This is a genomic window from Variovorax sp. EBFNA2 (genome assembly GCF_033802765.1).
Classification (GTDB): domain Bacteria; phylum Pseudomonadota; class Gammaproteobacteria; order Burkholderiales; family Burkholderiaceae_C; genus Variovorax; species Variovorax paradoxus_H.
The window spans coordinates 4,816,535-4,832,682 of the sequence record NZ_CP138496.1 but is presented as its reverse complement, the minus strand read 5'-3'; the positions used below and the strand labels follow the sequence as shown (position 1 = coordinate 4,832,682).

At 66.6% G+C, this 16,148-nt stretch carries 15 protein-coding genes and 2 pseudogenes; all 17 read left to right on the top strand.

What is annotated here, in order from left to right:
• Positions 1-21 precede the first annotated feature (21 nt).
• Entirely contained in the window at positions 22-813 is a 792-nt protein-coding gene (locus tag RZE79_RS22730) for an enoyl-CoA hydratase-related protein (protein WP_319356952.1), read from the top strand.
• 30 nt (positions 814-843) lie between these two features.
• Complete coding sequence (locus tag RZE79_RS22725) at positions 844-2,022, top strand: ABC transporter substrate-binding protein (RefSeq protein WP_319356951.1); 1,179 nt, start codon at positions 844-846, stop codon at positions 2,020-2,022.
• The gene (locus RZE79_RS22720) at positions 2,019-3,626 is read left to right on the top strand and encodes an AMP-binding protein (RefSeq protein WP_319356950.1); all 1,608 of its coding nucleotides are present in this window, start codon (positions 2,019-2,021) and stop codon (positions 3,624-3,626) included. The genes RZE79_RS22725 and RZE79_RS22720 overlap by 4 nt, the downstream gene beginning before the upstream one ends.
• Positions 3,623-4,465 carry a crotonase/enoyl-CoA hydratase family protein gene (locus RZE79_RS22715; RefSeq protein ID WP_319356949.1) on the top strand — a complete coding sequence of 281 codons (843 nt, stop codon included), beginning with the start codon at positions 3,623-3,625 and terminating at the stop codon, positions 4,463-4,465. Before RZE79_RS22720 ends, RZE79_RS22715 begins: the two co-directional genes overlap by 4 nt.
• Before the next feature lie 134 nt (positions 4,466-4,599).
• Positions 4,600-5,658: a phosphotransferase gene (locus RZE79_RS22710; RefSeq protein ID WP_319356948.1), complete on the top strand. Its 1,059-nt coding sequence runs from the start codon at positions 4,600-4,602 to the stop codon at positions 5,656-5,658.
• A gap of 119 nt (positions 5,659-5,777) precedes the next feature.
• Positions 5,778-6,926: an acyl-CoA dehydrogenase family protein gene (locus tag RZE79_RS22705; RefSeq protein ID WP_319361260.1), complete on the top strand. Its 1,149-nt coding sequence runs from the start codon at positions 5,778-5,780 to the stop codon at positions 6,924-6,926.
• Positions 6,927-6,980: 54 nt separating this feature from the next.
• A complete protein-coding gene (locus RZE79_RS22700; protein ID WP_319356947.1) occupies positions 6,981-7,832 on the top strand; it encodes a helix-turn-helix domain-containing protein in 852 nt (283 codons plus the stop codon).
• Between the two features lie 35 nt (positions 7,833-7,867).
• Positions 7,868-8,695 (top strand): SDR family oxidoreductase, encoded by an 828-nt coding sequence (locus tag RZE79_RS22695; protein ID WP_319356946.1) that lies wholly within the window; start codon positions 7,868-7,870, stop codon positions 8,693-8,695.
• 48 nt (positions 8,696-8,743) lie between these two features.
• On the top strand, positions 8,744-9,004 hold the full coding sequence (locus RZE79_RS22690) for a hypothetical protein (protein ID WP_319356945.1): 261 nt from the start codon (positions 8,744-8,746) through the stop codon (positions 9,002-9,004).
• 62 nt (positions 9,005-9,066) lie between these two features.
• A pseudogene (locus tag RZE79_RS22685) lies at positions 9,067-9,425 on the top strand (SDR family NAD(P)-dependent oxidoreductase); the annotation flags it as partial.
• An 84-nt stretch (positions 9,426-9,509) separates the two neighbouring features.
• Positions 9,510-9,635, top strand: a pseudogene (locus RZE79_RS22680) (LysR family transcriptional regulator); the annotation flags it as partial.
• A 352-nt stretch (positions 9,636-9,987) separates the two neighbouring features.
• On the top strand, positions 9,988-10,428 hold the full coding sequence (locus tag RZE79_RS22675; RefSeq protein ID WP_319356944.1) for a LysR substrate-binding domain-containing protein: 441 nt from the start codon (positions 9,988-9,990) through the stop codon (positions 10,426-10,428).
• Positions 10,429-10,604: 176 nt separating this feature from the next.
• Positions 10,605-11,135, top strand: a complete 531-nt coding sequence (locus tag RZE79_RS22670; RefSeq protein WP_319356943.1) for a JAB domain-containing protein — start codon at positions 10,605-10,607, stop codon at positions 11,133-11,135.
• A gap of 438 nt (positions 11,136-11,573) precedes the next feature.
• On the top strand, positions 11,574-13,610 hold the full coding sequence (locus RZE79_RS22665) for a ParB/RepB/Spo0J family partition protein (RefSeq protein WP_319356942.1): 2,037 nt from the start codon (positions 11,574-11,576) through the stop codon (positions 13,608-13,610).
• A gap of 288 nt (positions 13,611-13,898) precedes the next feature.
• Positions 13,899-14,363 carry a hotdog domain-containing protein gene (locus tag RZE79_RS22660; protein WP_319356941.1) on the top strand — a complete coding sequence of 155 codons (465 nt, stop codon included), beginning with the start codon at positions 13,899-13,901 and terminating at the stop codon, positions 14,361-14,363.
• A gap of 500 nt (positions 14,364-14,863) precedes the next feature.
• Positions 14,864-15,172: a DUF736 domain-containing protein gene (locus tag RZE79_RS22655; RefSeq protein ID WP_012747205.1), complete on the top strand. Its 309-nt coding sequence runs from the start codon at positions 14,864-14,866 to the stop codon at positions 15,170-15,172.
• 625 nt (positions 15,173-15,797) lie between these two features.
• A complete protein-coding gene (locus tag RZE79_RS22650; protein WP_319356940.1) occupies positions 15,798-16,139 on the top strand; it encodes a DUF2958 domain-containing protein in 342 nt (113 codons plus the stop codon).
• The last annotated feature ends 9 nt before the right edge of the window (positions 16,140-16,148 follow it).

Below are 16,148 nucleotides of genomic sequence, written 5' to 3'. Positions count from 1 at the left end.
GCGATCCGAAAGGTCTCCCCGATGTCTTTCGCCGTGCTGCTGGACCGTCGCGACGGCATCGCCGTTATCACGCTGAACCGCCCCGAGCGCGCCAACGTGCTCGACCTGGAACTGTCGGCCGCGCTGATCGCGGCCGTCGAGGCAGTGGCCGAGGACGCCACCGTGCGCGCGCTGCTGCTGCGCGCCGAGGGCCGGCATTTCTGTGGCGGCGGCGACATCGGCGACTTCGTGCGCTCGCGCGACGACATCGGCACGCTGCTCGACACGCACATCCCGCCGCTGCACCGCGCGATCGAGCGGCTCGCGGGGCTGCCGATCCCGGTGGTCAGCGCGCTCAACGGGCCCGTCGGCGGTGGCGGCATCGGCCTGGCGCTGTGCGCCGACATCGTGCTGGCGGCCGAATCGATGAAGCTGCGCGGCGGTTACTCGGCCATCGGCCTCACGCCCGACGTGGGCGCCTCGTGGTTTCTCGCGCGCCGCGTGGGCGTGGCGCGCGCCAAGGAGATCTTCTTCACCAACGAGCCGCTGTCGGCGCAGCGCTGCCTCGACTGGGGCGTCGTGTCGGCGGTCTGGCCCGATGCCGAGCTGGGCGCGCGCGCCGCCGCGCTAGTCGCGTCGTTGGCGCGCGGCGCCACGGGCGCACTCGGTCGCACCAAGCGGCTGGTCGACACCGCGCCCCTGCATTCGCTGGCCGAGCACCTGAACCACGAACACTGCGCCATGGTCGCGTCGGGCCGCACGGCCGATGCGGTCGAAGGCGTCACCGCATTTGCCGAGAAGCGGCCGCCGGTCTTCGGCCGCAAGCCCTCCTGAGCCGATCAACACCCAAAGAAGGAGATTTCGATGTTGCGCAGAAACCTGATCACCACGGCCCTGTTGCTCGGGGCCGCCGGCCTCGCCCTCGCCCAGGCCAAGGGCGTGAGCGACAGCGAGATCGTGCTGGGCACGATCACCGACCTGTCGGGTCCGATCGCCAACTACGGCAAGGAGTCCCGCAACGGCATGAACATGGCCGTCGAGGAGATCAACGCCAAGGGCGGCATCCAGGGCCGCAAGATCCGGCTGGTGGTCGAGGACCATGGCTACGAGCCCAAGCGCGCGGTGCTGGCCGCGCAGAAGCTGGTCACGCAGGAGAACGTGTTCGCGATCCTCGGGCACCTGGGCACCGCGACCAACATGGCGGCGCTGCCCTTCCTGATCGAGAACAAGGTCTTCAACTTCATGCCGCAGGGCGCCTCGAAGGACCTGTACGAACCGCCGATCCCGTACAAGGTGGCGCTCGCGCCGTCGTACTTCTCGATGTCGGCCTCGACGCTCGACTTCATGATGAAGAAGAAGCCATACAAGCGCGTCGGCGTGATCTACCAGGACGACGACTACGGCCGCGAAGCCTTCGAGGGCGTCGAGGCCTATCTCAAGGCCAAGGGCATGGCGGTGGCCGAGAAGACCACCTACAAGCGCGGCGCCACCGACTTCTCGTCGCAGATGGCGCGACTCAAGGCGGCCAACTGCGACCTGGTCTTCAACGCCTCGACCCTGCGCGAGTTCATCGGCTCAGTGGGCGAGGCGCGCAAGATCGGCTTCAGCCCTGACTTCTTGGGCACGGCGGCCAACTACTCGCAACAGGTGCCCACGCTGGGCGGCGCGGCCATGGAAGGCGTGTACGGCGCGACTTTCATTCCCTTGCCCTATGCCGACGATGCCAACCCGGCGGTGCGCGAATGGTTCGCAGCCTACAAGAAGCGCTTCGGCGACGACCCGGGGCTGTACTCGATGTACGCTTACTACGCGATGACGACCTTCGCCAAGGTGGCGGACAAGGCCGGCAGGAAACTCACAGCCGAGAGCTTCAACGCCGCGATGGAAGCCACCAAGCTGGGCCCCGACGCGCTGGGCAATCCGGGTTTCAACGTCTCGAAGGAAAACCGGCTGAGCAACCAGAAAGTGCGAATGACCCAGATCGTCAACGGCAAGTGGGTGCTAGCGAGCGAGTACCTCGAACCGGTCGGCGTGTCGAAATGACGCCCGCGGCGGACCTGGCGCCGCGGCGGCGCATAGGCCGCGTGGCGCTGGGCGACCTGCTGCACCGCGCGGCACGCCGTTTCGGTGCGCGCGCCGCGCTGATCGAAGGCGGGCACCGCACGAGTTTCCGCACGCTCGACGAGGACGCCAATCGCATGGCCCATGCGCTGGCTGCCTCGGGCCTAGCGGCGGGCGACCGCGTGGCCATGCTGTGCGACAACTCGGCCGAGATGGTGGTCGCGATGTTCGGCATCTACAAGGCCGGCGGTGTGTGGGTTCCGATCAACACCGCGCTCGCGCCCGAGGCGGTGGGCTTCATCCTCGCGCACTCGCAGGCACGCCACCTGGTGGCCGATGCGCGGCTGCTGGCCGATGCGGCGCTACGCGCGCACGTCGAGGCCGCGGGCCTGGCGGTGACGGTCTGCCAGGCGGACGCGGCCGCGCGGCCGGCCGCATGGGCCTCGCTCGGCGAGCGCATCGCGGGCTTCCCCTGCACGCAGCCCGAGACCGACATCGACGGCGATGCGCTGGTGCAGATCATGTACACCAGCGGCACCACCGGCCGCCAGAAGGGCGTGATGCATTCGCACGCCTCGATCCACGCGGTGCTGATGTCCAACCTGGTCGAGTGGGGCATGGGCGTCGAGGGTGAGGTGTTCAGTTGCCACCTGCCGCTGTTCCATGTCGGGCAGCACGTGGTGCTGCTGTCGGCGCTGTTGTGCGGCGCGAGCTCCGTGCTGATGCGCGACTTCGATGTGGACGTGGTGCTGCCGGCGATCGCTCGGCACCGCATCAGCCTGCTGGTCGGGCTGCCGATGATGTACCGCGCGCTGCTCGAGCATCCCGAGCGGACGCGCACCGACCTGTCGAGCCTCAAGCTGTGCATCTACGCGATGGCGCCGATGTCGAAGACGCTGCTGACGGACCTGCACGACGGCTTCTGCGGTCGCTTCGCGCTGTGCTCGGGCCAGACCGAGATGTACACCGCCACCACCATCTTCCGGCCCGAGCAGCAGCTGCAGCGCTTCGGCGCCTACTGGGGCGTGGCCACGCTGGCCGATGAGCTGGGCGTGATGTCGGACGACGGCCGCCTGCTAGGCCCGGGGGAGGTGGGCGAGATCGTGTACCGCGGGCCCAACGTGATGCTCGGCTACTACCAGGACCCCGAGGCCACGGCCCATGCCTCGCGCTTCGGCTGGCACCACTCGGGCGACCTGGGGCGCTGGGACGAGGACGGCGAGCTGCTCTTCCTCGACCGCGTCAAGGACATGATCAAGACTGGCGGCGAGAACGTGCCCTCGATCAAGGTCGAGGAGGTGCTGCTGCGCCATCCCGCGGTGCGCGGCGTGGCCGTGGTCGGCCTGCCGCATGCGCGCTGGGGCGAGGCCATCACGGCCTTCGTGGTGCTCGATCTGGCGCAGGGCGCGGGCCCCACCGAGATCGAAGCCCACTGCCGCGCCCACCTCGGCCGCTTCGAGGTGCCCAAGGCCATCGTGCCGGTGGCGGCGCTGCCCATGACTTCGACCGGAAAGATCCAGAAGTTCGCGCTGCGCCAGGCCCACCTTCAGCATTTCGAAGACAACCCCGAGTTAACATGCACATGAACGCGGACACGAACCCCACGCCCCTGCCGGTCTTCGAAACCCTGAAGCTCTCGCTGCAGGCCGGCGTAGCCCGCATCGAACTCGACCGGCCGCGCAAGGCCAACGCGATCAACGCCGCGATGTGGCGCGAGCTGCGCGAGGCGATGGAATGGCTGGACGCCACGCCGCAGGCGCGCGTGGGCATCCTGTCGGCGGCCGGCGCGCATTTCTCGGCCGGGCTGGACCTGGGCATGCTCGACGAGTTCAAGGCGCAGACCGCCGACGCCTGCGACGGTCGCTCGCGCGAGAAGACGCGGGGCAACATCCTCGCGCTGCAGGACACGGTCACGGCCATCGAGCGCTGCCGCAAGCCGGTGATCGCCGAGATCCATGCGGCCTGCGTGGGCGGCGGCATCGACATCGTCACGGCCTGCGACATGCGCTACTGCTGCGAGGACGCCTGGTTCTCGGTCAAGGAGATCGACGTGGGCCTGGTGGCCGACGTGGGCACGCTGCAGCGCCTGCCGCGGCTGGTGGGCGAAGGCATGGCCCGCGAGCTGGCCTACACCGCGCGGCGCTTCTCGGGTGCCGAGGCCGCGCGCATGCGCCTGGTCAACTGCTGCCACGAAAGCCATGCCGAGCTCTCGGCCGCGGTGGCCGACATCGCGGCGCAGCTCGCGGCCAAGTCGCCGCTGTGCCTGCGCGGCACCAAGGAAATGATCTCCTACGTGCGCGACCGGCCGGTGGCCGACGGCCTCAACTACATCGCCACCTGGAACGCCGCGATGCTGTATTCCGAGGACCTGGATGAGGCCCTGCGCGCCGCGCGCGAACGCCGCGCGCCCACTTTCCGCGACTGAAACCGGTGCCAGGGACGGGCCCGTGTTTGCGCCGTCGCACAGGCGATCGTCGGCGTAAACCCGTGGTAGATTGTCCGACAATAATGCCATACCATTCTGCTCATGAGAGGTCATGAATGTTGAATGACGCGGCTGTGATCCCACCCCCCGGCACCCCCAGGGCCATCGACCTGCAGGCGCTGTCGGCGTGGCTGCAGGCCCACATCCCGGGCTTTCGCGGCACCGCGACGCTGCAGCGCTTCAAGGGCGGTCAGTCGAATCCGACCTACCTGCTGACGGACGCGACCGGCACGCGCTACGTGCTGCGCAAGAAGCCCGACGGCGAACTGCTGCCCTCGGCCCACGCGATCGACCGCGAGTACCGCGTGATCGCCGCGCTGGGCGGTGGCGAGGTGCCGGTGGCGCGCGCGCTGGGCTACTGCGCCGATGCCTCGGTGATCGGCACACCCTTCTACGTGATGGCCTTCGTCGAGGGCCGCGTGCTCTGGGACCCGGCCCTGCCCGGTTGCGGGCGCGCCGAGCGCAACGCGATCTACGACGACATGAACCGCGTGGTGGCGGCGCTGCACGGCGTGGACCCGGCCGCGGTCGGGCTGGCGGACTACGGCCGCAGCGGCGGTTTCTTCGCGCGTCAGATCGGTCGCTGGACCGCGCAGTACCAGGCCTCGGTCACCGAATCGATCCCGGCGATGGAGCGGCTCATCGAATGGCTGCCCGCCCACGTGCCGCCCAGCGACGAGACCTGCATCTTCCACGGCGACCTGCGCATCGACAACATGATTTTTCACCCGAGCGAGCCGCGCGTGCTGGCAGTGCTCGACTGGGAGCTGTCCACGCTGGGCCATCCGCTTGCAGACTTCGCTTACCACGCGCTGCCCTGGCGGCTGACGGCCGCGCAGTTTCGCGGCATGGCCAGCGTCGACCATGCGGCGCTGGGCATTCCCGACGAGCGCAGCTACCTCGACGCCTACTGCCGACGCAGCGGCCGCGCGCCGGTCGATCCCGCGCACTGGGAGTTCTACCTGGCCTACAGCATGTTCCGGCTGGCTGCGATCCTGCAGGGCATCCTGAAGCGCGCGCTGGACGGCACGGCCTCGAGCGCCGAGGCGCGCGAGACGGGCGCCAAGGCGCGGCCCATCGCCGAGGCCGCCTGGCGCCAGGTCGAAACCCATTTCCCGCGCGGCGAGCGCTAGCGCCGCGCCTCCTTCATTCCACGCATCGCGCGCCATCGGCATCACGCCACCCCAGAAAGGTTCATGTGTTCGAGTTCTCCCCCAAGGTTCAGGATCTTCAGCAGCGCCTCGGCGCGTTCATGGAAGAACATATCTATCCCAACGAGGAGCGCTACTACCGCGAGGCCGAGGCGCTGGGCCCCTGGAAGGTCGCGCCGGTGCTCGACGAACTCAAGCCCAAGGCGCGCGCGGCCGGCCTGTGGAACCTGTTCCTGCCCGAGTCGGCGCACGGGGCGGGCCTGACCAACTTCGAGTACGCGCCGCTGTGCGAGATCATGGGCCGCTCGCACCTCGCGCCCGAGGTCTTCAACTGCTCGGCGCCCGACACCGGCAACATGGAAGTGCTGGCGCGCTACGGCACGCCCGAGCACCAGGAGCGCTGGCTCAAGCCCTTGCTGGCGGGTGAAATCCGCTCCTGCTTCGCGATGACCGAACCGGGCGTGGCCTCGAGCGACGCGACCAACATCGAGTCGAGCATCGCGCGCGACGGCGACCACTACATCGTCAACGGGCACAAGTGGTACACCACGAACGCCACCGACCCGCGCTGCAAGATCGGCATCTTCATGGGCAAGTCCGACCCGGACAACGCCGACCGCCACAAGCAGCAGTCGATGATCCTCGTGCCCATGGACACGCCCGGCGTGAAGGTGGTGCGGCCGATCGCGGTGTTCGGCTTCTACGGCGTGCCGGACCGCGCCTCGGAGGTGCTGTTCGAGAACGTGCGCGTGCCGGCCTCGAACATGCTGCTGGGCGAGGGTCGGGGCTTCGAGATCGCGCAGGGCCGGCTCGGTCCGGGCCGCATCCACCACTGCATGCGGCTGGTCGGCCTGGCGGAGCGCATGCTCGAGCGCATGTGCAAGCGCAGCCTGTCGCGCGTGGCCTTCGGCAAGACCATCGCGCAGCAGGGCGTGACGCTCGAGCGCATCGCGCACTCGCGCATCCTGATCGAGCAATCGCGCCTGCTCACGCTCAACGCCGCGCACCGCATGGACACCGTGGGCAACAAGGTCGCCAAGGCCGACATCGCGATGATCAAGGTGGCGGCGCCGCAGATGGCCTGCCAGGTGATCGACTGGGTGATCCAGGCGCATGGCGGGGGCGGCACCAACAACGACTTGGGCATCGCCTCAGCCTACGCGACCGCGCGCCTGCTGCGCCTGGCCGACGGTCCAGACGAGGTGCACTGCGCGCAGCTTGGCAAACTGGAGCTCGCCAAGTACCGTTGACGACTCGACGCAAGCCTTGGCGCGGGGCCGCCGATATAAACAGGAGACAACACCATGCAGATTCAGATCGATCCGAGCGAATTGCAGCCCTCGCGGGGCACCTCTTCAGCGCTGTCGGAGCGCGTGATGTGGCTCAACGCCGATCGTGTGCTCTATGTAGGCTTGCTGGGCGAGCCGTCGATGCGGACCTTCGGCGCTTTTTCCATCTACGTCTCGCTGCGCCGCCCGCATCGCATCTGCGTAAATGGCGGCGTGTGGGAGGAGACGCAGTTCTCGGTCGTCCCGCCGTACGTTGGCCACCGCATCGAGTCGGACGACCGGATGATCTGCAACATCCTCATTGAGTCGGAGACGGTGCGGCTGAGCGATCTACCCGAGCATCTGCGCAGCGGCTGTGGTGCCGTCGATGCTCCGGAGGCACTGCAGACGATGCGCGACGCGCTCGACAAGTTCAAGCGTTGCGCCAGCCGCCAGTACGCACGCACCGAGGATTTCGACGAGAACTTCTTCGGTGGCGCGCTGCCAGCCCGTGCGCTCGACCGACGCATCAGCGCCATGCTGAACAAGATCAAATGCGACCCTAACAGCCACACGTCGGCCGAAGAATGCGCTGTGGCGTGTCATCTTTCAGTGTCGCGATTCCTGCACCTCTTCAAGGCCGAGGTCGGCTCGCCGTTCCGCAGCTTCCGCACCTGGCAGCGCGCGCGCAGTGTTCTCTACTACGTCAGGCAGAACTCGAACCTGGCCAACATTGCGCTTGATGTCGGCTATCCGGACTCCACGCACTTCAGCCACTCAGTTCGTCAGATCTACGGCCTCACACCCAAGTCAATCTTCGCGGGCTGCCGCAAGCTGGCTCTCTACGGTAGCGGCGCGGCGGCCGCGCCGCGCCACGGCTTCAATTGACGGAATCGTCGACACACAATCAGAGAACCGAACGCATGCAGATAGGAATCGATTTCACTGCGCGGCACGTTGTCGTCTTCGGCGGAACCACCGGCATCAACTTCGGCATCGCGGATGCATTCGCGCGCCAGGGCGCGCGCGTAACAGTGGCGAGCCGCAAGCAGGAGAACGTCGATGCCGCCGTCACGGCGCTGCGCGCGCACGGCGGGCAGGTTTGCGGGGTGGCCGCAGACGTGCGCGACTTCGACGCGGTCGGCGCCGCCATCGCAACGTCGGTCGACCAATTCGGACCGATCGACGTGCTGATTTCCGGCGCCGCAGGCAACTTTCTCTGCGAGGCCAAGGACATGTCGTCCAACGGTTTCAAGGTGGTGGTGGACATCGACCTTGTCGGCACCTTCCACGTCCTGCGGCAGGCGCACGCGCACTTGCGCAGGCCGGGGGCCTCGGTGATCAACATCACCGCGCCTCAATCCTTCGTGCCAATGCGCTATCAGGCGCATGCGAGCGCGGCCAAGGCAGGCGTCGATCAGTTCACGCGCGTGCTAGCGCTCGAATGGGGCGAGGAGGGCATTCGGCTCAACTCGATCTCGCCAGGCCCCATCGACGGCACGGAAGGCTTTCGCAAACTCATGGCGCCGACGCCGGAAGACCGCGAGTTCGCGCGCAAGCAGGTGCCGATGCAGCGGTTCGGTTCATTGGATGACATCGCGAACCTTTCGCTGTTTCTGGCGTCGCCCTACGCAGCCTACATTTCTGGCGCGCTGATTCCGTGCGATGGCGGCGGTGCGCTGGAAAGCGTCAAACCCGCGCTCGAAGCCGCCGGCAACTCATATCGAGGAACTCTCGGCTCACAGGGTTGACGAGCGCTATCAGCGCAGCCAGTCGATGGTTTCGTCCTTCGCCCGCGCTTGGTCTTCAAGCGCTGGCAGTGCAATGGCCGTACCTTCAATGAGCCGAACGGCGTTTCGCTGCAGACGCAGCAGCCTGTCGGGGCGCGCTTTGCCGTCTCTGGCCTTCATCCCGTTGGCCATTCGGTGTTCTGGGGCGCGCTCGCCTACACCTTGATCGGCGGCACCTTCGCGGGGACGATCCTGACGCTGGTCTTCTTGCTGGCGATCTCGATCTGGTTTCGGATCAAACCCGGCAACGCCACCCAGTCCGCGCACTGACGCGCCTCATTACCATTCATCGAGATCGAAGGAATGCCATGTAGAGTTCATCAGTCGTTGTCGTGACCGGCGTGTCATCGGGCATTGGACGCGTTGCCGCCCAGAAGTTTGCCGAGCGGGGGTGCCGGGTATTCGGCACCGTACGCAACCTCGCGAAGGCTCCAGCATTGCCTGGCGTCGAGTTGGTCGAGATGGATATTCGCGATGCTGTTTCCGTCGAACGCGGAATCCAGTCCATCATCGACCGGACCACGCGCATCGACGTGCTGTCAACAGCGCGGGAGCGACCCTGATCGGCGCGGTCGAGGAAACCACGACCACGGAGGCCGAGACGCTCTTCGACACCAATGCCCTGGGCATCCTGCGTACCGTCCAGGCCGTGCTCCGACACATGCGGGCGCGGCGCGGCGAAAGGATCGTCACCCGTCGACGCAAGCCTGAGAAAGAAACTCGGACTCGGCTCTTTTTTGAGCCGTGGCTTTGCCTGGCGACGAAGCAGAAAATCTTGGACAGTTTGGACCTCCTGCGCACCTTCAGCGAGGTCGCATCTTCCGGAAGCTTCTCCCGCACGGCCAAACATCTTTCGCTCTCGAAGGGCACCATCAGCAAATACATCGCGACGCTTGAGAGCCGATTCGGCGTCAGGTTGCTGCACCGGGCCAGTCATGCCGTCAGCCTGACGGATGCCGGCGTCTTGCTGCTCGAAAGAAGCAAGCCGATGCTCGAACTGGCCGACGTCACGCATGTCGAACTCCAGGATCGTGCGCGGGTCCCCAGAGGACGTTCACGTATCTCGGCACCCCACGGCATAAACCTGACGGAGTTGCCCGCACTGATCAAAATGTTTCTTGACCATTATTCGGAAGTCAACATCAGTCTCGTACTCACGAATCGCATGGTAGATTTTGCGGAGAAGGGGATCGACATCGCGCTTCTTCGGCCCTTCGGCCGACGAGAACCTGATCGTTCGAAAACTGGTGTCGATGGAACTCAGCGTCTGCGCTGCCCCCACGTACTGGCGCGAGCACGGCGTGCCTGTCGATCCCAGCGAGCTTGCGCATCACGTCGCGTTGACCAGCGCTCAGTTGAATCCTCTGCCGAAGTGGCGCTTCGGAACCGACGGTCAGCCCATCGAGGTCACGGTCCGCGGGACGCTGGACGCAACGGAAAGCGGCCCGCTTGTACAGGCTGCGCTGTTAGGAGCTGGTGTCGTCTATCTACCGTCAGTCATATTGAAACCTTACGTCGAGAGCGGACGACTGGTGCCCGTCTTTTCGGACTTCGTCCGCCGCGACATGTGGCTGTCAGCCGTCTATATGCAGCGCCGGCACAGCACGGCGGTCCATCGTGCACTGCTCGACTTTCTTGCGGATAGATTGAAGTCTGCAGGAGCGCGGGTGAGAACCGCTGCGCAGGTGAGTTGATGAAGCACGAAGACTGGCTTGCTGTTCCCTTCATCGTTGCACGCCGTTCTCGCTGTCAAGGCCTGCGCGCAACGGCATTGCGCTTGCGGCCTGCGGCCGTCTTCGAACCCTGACGGCTGCGCTGCGGCGTGCGACTTCCGGTTTCGGGCAATCCCGCCCGATTCACGGAGCCGACCATGTCGCACGATCTCTATTCCTCTCTCGTTTCATTCGAGTTCTCCGCTTCTGTTCCTCTCCTCGTTCGCGATGTCGCGGGCGAGTACCGTCCGGCCCAGGCGGACGAGGTGCTGCTCGCGGCGCAGCGGCTGCTGGCGAGGCGGGTGCGTGGCAGCGACGCACTGTCTTCGCCTGCGCTGGTGAGGGACTTCCTGCGTCTGCGGCACGGGGCACTGGCGCACGAGGTGTTCGCTGTCGTGCATCTGGATTCGCAGAACCGCGTGCTGGACTATGTGGAGATGTTCCGTGGGACGGTGGCACAGACCTCGGTGTATCCGCGTGAGGTGGTCAAAGATGCGATGGCGCGCAACAGTGCCGCGCTGCTCCTGGTGCATGGGCATCCCTCAGGATTGGCCGAGCCGTCGCTGGCCGATCAGGCGCTCACGCGAACCCTCAGAACCGCGCTCTCGCTGGTGGATGTTCGGGTGCTGGATCATCTGATCGTCGGCGGCAGCGTCATCTACTCGATGGCGGAGCATGGGCTGATGTAGCCAAAGGGGCTTCGCCCCTTTTTGCTTCCCACTCATTTCCCACTCGCATGCGCGCTGCGCGCGTGCACCTGGCCGGCGGCCGGTGCCGGCCGATTTCCCTGGATCTCACTCTCCGGTGGCGGTACCCGCCACCTGCGCGCCGCTGCCTGCGGCTTGCCTGGCCTCTGCGGGCGCTCCTCCCGTCAAGGGCCGCTGCGGCGCCCGTGTCCTCGGCTTCGCCTGCGGGCCGCGCCAGCGCCTTCGCTGTTCTCCCTTGACGGCGCACCCGCGCCGGCCCCAGCCGGCCTGTATGGCCGCGAAAGGGCTTCGCGGCCCCTGCGGAGCCCAGCACCCAAGGAGAGCGCCTATGCACAGACCCACGCCCTGATCCCCAGTTCCGGTTTTCGTTTCTTTCCAGTTTTGTTTTCCAACGTCCCGACATGGGACAGGAGTTCGATCATGAATACTGTTGATATGCCAGGCGATTCCACCCTTGAAGCGGCCGTGCCTGCGCAGAGCATGGTGCTGGTGCCGCTTTCGCGGCTGCGTGCACGGCCGTCCAAGCGCAACGTGCGCCGGAAGGCGCGCACGTCGATTGCTACTTTGGCGGCAAGCATCCGGCGTCTGGGCCTCCTGCAGAACCTCGCCGTGATTCCTTTCGGTGACGACGGGGACTTCGAGGTCGTCGCCGGCGGGCGGCGCCTCGCGGCCTTGAAGCTGCTCGCCAAGAAGCGACGCATCCCCGAGGATTGGCCGGTGCCTTGCCTGCGGGTGGCCGACACGTTGGCGCGCACGGCGAGCCTCACCGAGAACGTGCAGAGGGAGGCCATGGGCCCTGTCGAGGAACTGCTCGCGTGGAAGTCGCTTGTGGCCGAAGGCCGTTCGGTGGAGGGCATCGCGGCGGACTTTGGCGTGATGCCGCTGGTGGTCAAGCGCCGGCTGCGGCTCGCCAACGTCTCGCCGCGCCTGCTGGCGGACTATCAGGCCGGCACCGCGACCCTCGAACAATTGATGGCGCTTGCCATCACCGACGACCACGCGGCGCAGGAGGCTGCGTTCTACGACAGCCCGGCGTGGCAGCGCAGCCCCGAGGCGCTGCGCGAGCACTTGACCCATGACGAGATCGATGCCAGCCGCGATGCGCTGGCGCGCTTCGTCGGGCTGGAGGCCTACGAGGCCGCAGGGGGCGGCGTGCGCCGCGACCTGTTCTCGGACGAACGGCAAGGCGGCTATCTCACCGATCCTGGATTGCTGGACACGCTCGCGCGCCACAAGCTCGCCGCTGTCGCCGAACAGGTCCAGCTGGAAGGCTGGAGCTGGGTGGAGGTCGCGCCGCGCGCCACGGCGGCCGAGTTGCATGTGTTCCAGCGGGTGCGGCGCACGCGCCGCGACCCGAGCAGGACCGAGGCCAAGCGCATCGCCAAGCTCGAACGGAAACAGAACGAGCTGCAAGACCGGCTCGACGACGGGGATGCGGACCTGAGCGAGGACGGCGAGCGTGCGCTGCAGGAGGAACTGGACCGGCTGGGCAACGAACTGGAAGCGCTCGAGCAGACTCTGATGGTCTACCCGCCCGGCGCGATGGCAATGGCCGGTGCCGTGGTGTCGGTGGATCACATGGGCGGCGTGGTGGTGCACCGTGGCCTGCTGCGCGAGGAGGAGGTCAAGGCGCTGCGGGCGCAGGAGCGGCAGGAGGCCGGTGCGGCAGGCGGGGAGCGCAACGGCCACGATGGTGATGAGGCTGACGATTCGGCCAAGCCCGGTATCTCGGAGAAACTGGCGAAACGGCTGAGCGCCCACCGCACGGCCGCCTTGCAGGCCGAGGTCGCCCGGCATCCGCAGGTGGCGCTGGTGGCGGTGGTACATCGGCTCGCGCTGCGCGTGGTCCTGGACAGCTACGGCTCGGGCGGGTCGCCCGTCGACATCATCGCCACGCCGCAGAATGGGTTCGCGCTGCATGCCCCCGATATCGGGGACTCGCCTGCGGCGATGGGCATGGTCAAGGTCCGCGAGGCATGGGCAGCGCGCTTGCCGAAAGAGCCCAAGGCTCTCTTTGCCGAACTGCTGGCCCTGCCGCAGGGCGAGCTGCTGTCGCTGCTCGCGGTGTGCGTGGCGTCCACGGTCGGCGTGCTGGCATCCCGCGAGGACGAGACGCCTGCCGCCGAACTGGCAGAGGCCGTGCGCCTCGACATGCACGACTGGTGGACACCGACCGCCGAAGGCTATTTCTCGCATGTGTCCAAGGCCAAGGCGCTGGAGGCAGTGCTGGCCTTTGCACCCGATCACGTGACCCGGCTATCCAAGCTCAAGAAGGCCGAGATGGCGAGCGAGGCTGAAAGGCTCGCGGCCGGGACCGGGTGGCTGCCGGTGATGTTCAGGGGCAAGGCAGAACCGAGTCCCGAGACGTCGACATCGTCGAGGATCGAAGCGGTGCTGGCAGCGGATGAAGCCACTGCTGAAGCCGAAGACCGCGAGGAACTGGCCGCCGTCGCCTAAGCATGAGGCCCCGGCCAGAGGCCGGGGCCTTAGATGTGCGAGTGCAAACGCGCGCGGCAAGTGTGCCGCGCGCGTTTTCGTTTGCGACGAGGGGGAGGACGATGGCCACGCCGTGGCGGCGTTGCGTGTCCCAAGCGATCGGAATTTCCTGCGCCGTGGTGCTCCCCGGCATGCCTCGTTAGGTTGGCTGCGCCGACATATCGCGTGAGCATCGTGAGAGCTCCGATCCAGATGCGCACGCGATATGTCGGATTCGGAGAGCTCGACGATTTCACCCCTCACATCCCCATGAATCAACAAGGCGTCAGCGAAATCTGTTTTGAAGAAACCTATGCGGTGTCGCATGACCAGACGGCACGGTCTTTGTTCGCGAGGCTGCCGCATGGCCGCGAATACGCGCAGACGCTGATCGAATGTCTGGCGACCGGGTACCTGGTCGCGGTTGTCGAGTCCATCTGCGTGCGCGAAATGCAGATGCATGTCGATCCGATGGTGGAGGTGGTTGTGGGCCGCACTGTGCATATCGAGCATCTCGGCCCCATTCCACCGACGACACGGCTGCGACTGCGGGGATGGGTCGAGAGTCTCGGCAAGCGCAGTGCGACATTCCGTGTCCAGGCATATGACGACCAAGAACTCGCACTCGATGGGACCGTCACACTGGTGGCGGCGCATCGGGCCAGTATCGAGTCGCGTATCGCCACGAAGGTCGATGCGCTTGAGGCGGCCCGCGGCGGTGGACAACAGGGCTGACGTCCGGGAACGACGGGTCATCCCGCGTCACGGTTCAGGCTCTTACCGTAGATATCTAACTTTCTTCCGTGCCGCTGATGCCGATCACGTCTGCCGCCTCGACGCTGTGGGACGTTCCGGCGGCGCTTTCCTGGTCAGCCCGGTTGGACCTGGACTGCGCCCGGGTCCAGGCCTGAAAGCGGTTGCTGTGGGACCAGTGCCTGGGCCATGCATCCTTTCGGGATCAGGTTCACGCCCACGGCCTTGTATGTGTCGTGAATCCTGGCGCGGGCACGGCGGCGCTTCTCTGCGTTGCGCTTCGCCTCGGGCTTCATCGCCGCAACCGTGCGGTCCGACAAATTTCCCCGACCTGCGGTCTTCCTCGCGAGGCAAATTTCTCGGGCCTTCCGGTCCTCCACTCGCGTTGCGGCCTTCGGTGCGACGCGCCCGGACCCGCGCCGTCCGGATCACGCCAAGGCCGCGATGGGCGCGGACCTGGTCAACTTCGAAAGGACTTCATCATGGCCAACATCGGCACCTTCACCGCACAGAACAACGGCTTCACCGGCACGGTTCGCACCCTGACGCTCAACGTCAAGGTCAAGATCGCGCCCAGCGACAAGGAAAGCGAGAACGCCCCGGACTACCGCATCGTGGCGGGCACCGGCTACGAGATCGGCGCGGCATGGAAGAAGGTCAGCAAGGCGGACCGGCCTTATCTGTCTGTGACGCTGGATGACCCGTCGTTCCCGGCAACCATCTATGCCCGCCTGGTCGAGGGCGACGACGGCGCGCACAACCTGATCTGGTCGCGCAGCAAGGGCGACTGAACGTCGCCCCGGCGCCCCGCCAGCGGGCGGGGCGCTTTACCACTGGGTTCATCGACGGTCCGCGCTTGTCGCGGGCCTTTTCACTGCTGGTGCGCCGGGCTGAGTTGCGCAAGTACGGATCGACGGCAATCCGCAACTCCTGCTTTGCTGATCCGTGCCTCGTCGCCATTCCGAATTTGCGGTTCTACGGGTGCACGGGCAGCAGTCGATGTGCGGAAGCGGTTCTCCGGATCCGTGGGTTCGTGCAGAGACGCATCGCAGGTTTTGCGAATCGGCGTGCATACGGTTCGGTGGCGAAGACATTCGTGCGTCTCCCGGCGGTGCCGGGCCGCGCTGTCGTGCGGCGCATCGAGCCGCCGATGGCGTCTCGCCCCTTCGGGCTTCCGTCCCTGACGCCTGCGGCCTTCGCTGCGCTCCCGGCCTGCGCGCTTCGCTTGCCAAGAGGCAGGGGAGGGGCTGGCTTGCTGCTCCCTTCATCGTTGCACGGCGTTCTCGCCGTCAAGGTCTGCGCGCACGTCGTGCGCTTGCGGCCGTCGGCCGTCTCTCGAACCCTGACGGCTGCGCTGCGCCGTGCGGCGTCCGGTCTCGGGCAATTCCGCCCGGAATCCTTCCAAGGAGAAAGACCATGACGAAGCTCATTACCGACGAACAACGCGCGCTGCTGCTGGCCAACGGCCGGGAATCGATCGAGAACTCTCACTTCGACCCGCTGCCTGTCGTCAAGCTGTTCACGCCCAACGCGGGTGCGACGTGGCTGTTGACCGAACTCGATGCCGAAGACGTCGCGTTTGGACTTTGCGACCTCGGGCAAGGCTTTCCGGAACTGGGCTATGTGAGCCTGGCGGAGTTGGAGGGTTTGCGCGGGAGATGGGGTCTGCCCATAGAGCGCGATCTGCACTTCGTTGCCGACAAGCGGCTGAGCGGCTATGCGCGTGAAGCGCGGCTGGCGGGGCGCATCGTGGCGTAGCGCCGCAGG

Excerpts from the sequence above, each read along its gene's own strand:
- RZE79_RS22720 (WP_319356950.1), top strand. The coding sequence starts at position 2,019 with ATGACGCCCGCGGCGGACCTGGCGCCGCGGCGGCGCATAGGCCGCGTG.
- RZE79_RS22655 (WP_012747205.1), top strand. The coding sequence starts at position 14,864 with ATGGCCAACATCGGCACCTTCACCGCACAGAACAACGGCTTCACCGGC.
- RZE79_RS22660 (WP_319356941.1), top strand. The coding sequence starts at position 13,899 with ATGAATCAACAAGGCGTCAGCGAAATCTGTTTTGAAGAAACCTATGCG.
- RZE79_RS22725 (WP_319356951.1), top strand. The coding sequence starts at position 844 with ATGTTGCGCAGAAACCTGATCACCACGGCCCTGTTGCTCGGGGCCGCC.
- RZE79_RS22705 (WP_319361260.1), top strand. The coding sequence starts at position 5,778 with ATGGAAGAACATATCTATCCCAACGAGGAGCGCTACTACCGCGAGGCC.
- RZE79_RS22665 (WP_319356942.1), top strand. The coding sequence starts at position 11,574 with ATGAATACTGTTGATATGCCAGGCGATTCCACCCTTGAAGCGGCCGTG.
- RZE79_RS22700 (WP_319356947.1), top strand. The coding sequence starts at position 6,981 with ATGCAGATTCAGATCGATCCGAGCGAATTGCAGCCCTCGCGGGGCACC.
- RZE79_RS22670 (WP_319356943.1), top strand. The coding sequence starts at position 10,605 with ATGTCGCACGATCTCTATTCCTCTCTCGTTTCATTCGAGTTCTCCGCT.
- RZE79_RS22675 (WP_319356944.1), top strand. The coding sequence starts at position 9,988 with ATGGAACTCAGCGTCTGCGCTGCCCCCACGTACTGGCGCGAGCACGGC.
- RZE79_RS22730 (WP_319356952.1), top strand. The coding sequence starts at position 22 with ATGTCTTTCGCCGTGCTGCTGGACCGTCGCGACGGCATCGCCGTTATC.
- RZE79_RS22650 (WP_319356940.1), top strand. The coding sequence starts at position 15,798 with ATGACGAAGCTCATTACCGACGAACAACGCGCGCTGCTGCTGGCCAAC.
- RZE79_RS22695 (WP_319356946.1), top strand. The coding sequence starts at position 7,868 with ATGCAGATAGGAATCGATTTCACTGCGCGGCACGTTGTCGTCTTCGGC.
- RZE79_RS22715 (WP_319356949.1), top strand. The coding sequence starts at position 3,623 with ATGAACGCGGACACGAACCCCACGCCCCTGCCGGTCTTCGAAACCCTG.